General features: G+C 64.1%; 2 protein-coding genes and 2 pseudogenes. 3 read left to right on the forward strand and 1 reads right to left on the reverse strand.

Annotated features, from left to right (window positions below; all coding sequences use genetic code 11):
* Positions 1-56 precede the first annotated feature (56 nt).
* Entirely contained in the window at positions 57-932 is an 876-nt protein-coding gene (locus AKN84_RS43975; RefSeq protein WP_050426558.1) for a sulfurtransferase, read from the reverse strand.
* A 259-nt stretch (positions 933-1,191) separates the two neighbouring features.
* Between AKN84_RS43975 and ispG the strand changes: the two are divergent.
* From ispG to AKN84_RS43990, 3 genes and pseudogenes are all read left to right on the forward strand, one after another.
* Positions 1,192-2,480: pseudogene (ispG, locus tag AKN84_RS43980) on the forward strand (flavodoxin-dependent (E)-4-hydroxy-3-methylbut-2-enyl-diphosphate synthase).
* 513 nt (positions 2,481-2,993) lie between these two features.
* Positions 2,994-3,887 carry a TauD/TfdA dioxygenase family protein gene (locus tag AKN84_RS43985; protein WP_028343560.1) on the forward strand — a complete coding sequence of 298 codons (894 nt, stop codon included), beginning with the start codon at positions 2,994-2,996 and terminating at the stop codon, positions 3,885-3,887.
* Positions 3,888-4,139: 252 nt separating this feature from the next.
* Positions 4,140-4,760 (forward strand): annotated as a pseudogene (locus AKN84_RS43990) (hypothetical protein); the annotation flags it as partial.

Raw genomic sequence — 4,760 nt, forward strand, 5'->3', positions numbered from 1 at the left:
CCCGTGCGCAATTGCGCACTAGGCCAGGACGACGTGGGGAGAGCTGTGGTGATCCGCTACCCCACTTCGATCGGCAGCTCCGCATCCTTCGCCCATTCGCCCATTGACCCGTCATAGAGCGTGAGGTTGTCGTAGCCGAGCCGGTGCAGCTGGAACAGGTCGATGGTTGCGGAGATGCCGCCGCCGCAATAGGCGACGACGCGCTTGTCTTTGGTGATGCCTTGCGCGGCGAAGGTTGCCTCGGCCTCTTCGAGCGACACGAATGTTTTGCTCTTGGGATCGATCAATGTCGCCGCCGGCACGCTGACGCTGCTGGGGATGCGGCCGGGCCGGCCGTAGCGGCTCGGCTCCAACCCCTTGTAGAATTGCGGGCCGAGCGCGTTGACGATCACGGTGTCGCGCTCGGTGGTGGCGGCGAGCACGTCATGCTTGTCGACGAACATGCCGTCCTTGGGCCGCGCCGGGAACGTCGCCGGCGGATAGCCGCCGGCAAGCCCGGTCTCGATGTCGCGTCCCTCGACGGTCCATTTGTCGATGCCGCCGTCGAGCACCGCGGCGCCCTCGAAGCCCAGGGAGCGCAGCATCCACCAGAACCGCGTCGCCCACATCGCAGTCCCGATCGAATAGAGCACGACGCGGCTGCCTGCTGAGATGCCGTGCCGGCCGAACGCCGCCTCGAGCTGGGCGGTCGGCGGCATCATGAAGCGCAGATTGGTATGGGGATCGGAGAATTCGGCCTGCAGATCGAGGAAATTGGCGCCCGGGATATGGCCGGCTTCGAACGTCTGGCGGCCCGAGACGACAATATAGGGAACACCGCTGCCCGTGGGGGCCGGCTCCAGATAGGTCGTGCAGTCGAACAGCCGCAACTCGGGCCGGGTCAGGATCTCGGCGAGTTCCGCCGTGGTGATCAGCTCGCCATAGTCGGCCATGTCGCGCCCTCCCGGTATGATCTTAAGTGGATGCTAAGATGCGCCAAGTCACATGAAAAGCGGTCACTTTGCCCTTTGATTCACCCCAATTCGGTCCAATATAGCTGACCATGCAGGACGCCGCTGCATGGCTTGCGTTTGGCCTCAATCGGCGCCATAAGCTGTTGAATTCACTCCGAAACCTGACCGTTTGGCCTGCCCTGCGCAAGGCTTATCGCCCCCTTGGTGAATGTCACCAAAACCTGATATTCGAGACGCCATGAACAAGCCCGAGATTTTGCCGCAAGACGACGTCGCAGGCCCTCAGCCGCGGCACCAAACCACGCAGGTCATGGTCGCAACGTTGCCGTCGGCGGCGGTGCGCCGATCGTCGTGCAGTCGATGACCAACACCGACACCGCCGATATCGATGGCACTATCGCCCAGGTGGCCGCGCTCTCCCGCGCCGGCTCCGAGATGGTGCGCATCACGGTCGACCGCGAGGAAGCCGCTGCCGCGGTGCCGCATATCCGTGACGGCCTGCGCAAGCGCGGCATCACGACGCCCCTGATCGGTGACTTCCATTATATCGGCCACAAGCTGCTCGCCGAGTATCCTGATTGCGCCGAGGCGCTCGACAAGTACCGCATCAATCCCGGCAATGTCGGCTTCAAGAACAAGCGCGACACCCAGTTCGCCGACATCATCGAGATCGCCAACAAGAACAACAAGCCGGTGCGCATCGGCGCCAATTGGGGCTCGCTCGACCAGGAGCTGCTCACCAAGCTGATGGACGAGAACACCGCGTCGCCGAATCCGCGCGACGCCCGCGCGGTGACCCGCGAGGCGATGGTGCAGTCGGCGCTGCTGTCGGCGGCCCGCGCCCAGGAGCTCGGCATGCCGAAGAACAAGATCATCCTGTCGGCGAAGGTCTCCGCCGTGCAGGATTTGATCGCGGTCTATCAGGAAGTCGTGCGCCGCTCGGACTATGCGATCCATCTCGGCCTCACCGAGGCCGGCATGGGCTCGAAGGGCATCGTGGCTTCGTCGGCTGCGCTCGGCATCCTGCTGCAGCAGGGCATCGGCGACACCATCCGCATCTCGCTGACGCCGGAGCCCGGCGGCGACCGCACGCTGGAAGTGCAGGTCGCGCAGGAATTGCTGCAGACCATGGGTTTCCGCACCTTCGTGCCGCTGGTCGCGGCCTGCCCGGGCTGCGGCCGCACCACCTCGACCACGTTCCAGGAGCTGGCGCGCTCGATCCAGGATTTCATCCGCGACGAGATGCCGGCCTGGAAGACCAAGTATCCGGGCGTCGAGCAGCTCAACGTCGCGGTCATGGGCTGCATCGTCAACGGCCCCGGCGAATCCAAGCACGCCAATATCGGCATCTCGCTGCCCGGCACCGGCGAAGCGCCGGCCGCGCCCGTGTTCGTCGACGGCAAGAAGTTCCGCACCCTGCGCGGTCCCGGCATCGCCGCCGACTTCAAGGCGCTGGTGATCGACTATATCGACCAGCGTTACGGCAGCGGCGCCAAACTGCCCGAGCAGGCGGGCGCAGCGGAGTAGTTTCGCTCCGCTCGTAACCCATACTCGGTGTCGTCCCGGCCTATTGCGCACGGGAGCCGGGACCCGTAACCACGGCCGGTGGTTATGGCGCGAGATATTGGTTGCGAGTCTTCGCAAAACACCGCCCTGTGGTACTAAGGCGCAAACGCCACAAGTCGCCGGAACTTGAACGCTCCCCAAAAGTTAATAGTCAGGGTCGGTTTTCGACCCGCGGGGAGGTGACACCGGATGCGGGTGGATCATCATGATGGCATAGACGGCGTTGAAATCGCCTTAGTCAGCGCTGTGGTGGTGTCCTTCGCTATGCTTATGGCGAGCGTGGTTTGGCTTATGACCGGCTGATCTCAATACGAGCACGGCCTGATCCTAAATCTCTTCCAACGCCACCTGTTCAAGCTCTAGCGCCGCTACGCACGCAAGAAAGAAGATTGCTGTAAACGTTTTGCGGCGTGGATTGCGCTTGGCTTGATCCCGGCTACGATGGTCAAAACAAGAACCATCGGGAGAACACCCATGAGCTCGCTGTCCGGCAAGCAAGGTCCGCGTTACCGCCACCTCGCCGACCAATCCGAGCCCTACGAGACCATCGGCGTCGAGAAGCTGACGCCGATCATCGGCGCGGAAATCTCCGGCGTCGATATCGGCAAGCTGGTCGGCGACGATGCGCGCTCCAACCGCCAGATGGACGAGATCCATCGCGCGCTCGCCGAAAACCTCGTCATCTTCTTCCGCGACCAGCACATCAGCCCCGACCAGCACCTCGCCTTCGGCCGCAAGTTCGGCGAGCTGCACGTCCACCCCGCAGCCCCCAATGAGGGCGATCCGGCGCTGATGAAGATCTATGCCGACAAGGACTCGCCGCGCGCCAATGGCGAAGGCTGGCACACCGACGTGTCCTGCGACCTCGAGCCGCCGATGGGCTCGATCCTTTATATCAAGCAGTGCCCGCCGCGCGGCGGCGACACCCTGTTCGCCAACATGTATGCCGCCTACGAGGCGCTGTCGGACCGCATGAAGGCCTATCTCGACGGGCTGACCGCGCTGCATGACGGCGAGCAGACTTATCGTGGGCTCTATGCCAACTACGGCGTCGCCGACAAGCGGGAATACCCCCGGGCCGAGCATCCGGTGGTCCGCACCCATCCGGTGACCGGGAAGAAATCGCTCTACGTCAATCGCGGCTTCACTCGCTTCATCGTCGGCATCCCGCGCGACGAGAGCGACGCGATGCTGGCCTACCTCTACCAGCACGCCGAGAACCCGCTGTTCCAGTGCCGCTTCCGCTGGACCGAGAACGCGATCGCGTTCTGGGACAATCGCTGCGCCCAGCACCGCGCGATGTGGGACTACTGGCCGCACACCCGCTCCGGCACCCGCGTCACCGTGAAGGGCGAACGGCCGGTGTGAGGTATTGCGCAGCTGCGCAGGAAGGGTGGAACCAACGGGTCCGCGTTACGCGCGGCCGGCTGGTAAACCCCTCAAAATCCATCATCTCATGCGCGGCTGAGCGCGACGCGTCAGCCCGGCCCAACGCGGCGCGGTTAACAGGGGTAACCCTTGCGGGTCATAGTATCCGCGAGCCGCTGAGCCCTATGATGCCGCATCAGACTGGGCGTTATCACCATGCGACAGGTGATATTGGGCGCGCGGGGTGCGGGCTTGCGCGTCAAATCGGATCAACTGCCATCTCCTCCGGGGACGATGCGTCCGGCGGTTCCCTCCTGGATTGCAGCAACCCTTGTGATGGTGTGTCTTGCGGATGCCGGCGCCGGAGCGCGCGCGCAGTCCAATGGCATCACCGGCGATTCCCCGCAACTTGCGCAAGCGAAGACGAGCCCTGCGGGTGACGCCAGTCCGGCCGGAGCCCAAGCGCAGAGCGTGGACGGCCTCACCCGCGAACTCGCGACAGCACGGCGAGATGTTGAGCTGCTGCAGGGCTTGCTGACCAAGGAACGCGAGAATTCGGTTCAGGTCGAGAATGCCTTGCAGAGCGAAACCGAAAAACTGAGAAAATCGCTGAAGGACATCCCGCAAGGCACTGCGGTCTTGCAGAAGTCGCTGCAAGGGGAGCGCGACCGCTCCGCGCAGCTCGAACAGGAGCTTGCGACGGCGCGCCGTGATGTAGAAACGCTGGCCGCAATGCTGGTCAAGGCAAACGACGAGACTGCGACCCTGAAGCAGGCTTCGCAAGGCAGCAAGGCGGACCTGCAGAAGCCTCTGGAGCAGGAGCGCGAGCGGGCCGCGAAACTGGAGCAGGACCTCGCGGCGGCGCGGCGTGAC

It is taken from the genome of Bradyrhizobium tropiciagri, from assembly GCF_001189845.1.
In the GTDB taxonomy this organism is placed as follows: Bacteria; Pseudomonadota; Alphaproteobacteria; order Rhizobiales; family Xanthobacteraceae; genus Bradyrhizobium; species Bradyrhizobium tropiciagri.

Excerpts from the sequence above, each read along its gene's own strand:
- AKN84_RS43975 (WP_050426558.1), bottom strand. The coding sequence starts at position 932 with ATGGCCGACTATGGCGAGCTGATCACCACGGCGGAACTCGCCGAGATC.
- AKN84_RS43985 (WP_028343560.1), top strand. The coding sequence starts at position 2,994 with ATGAGCTCGCTGTCCGGCAAGCAAGGTCCGCGTTACCGCCACCTCGCC.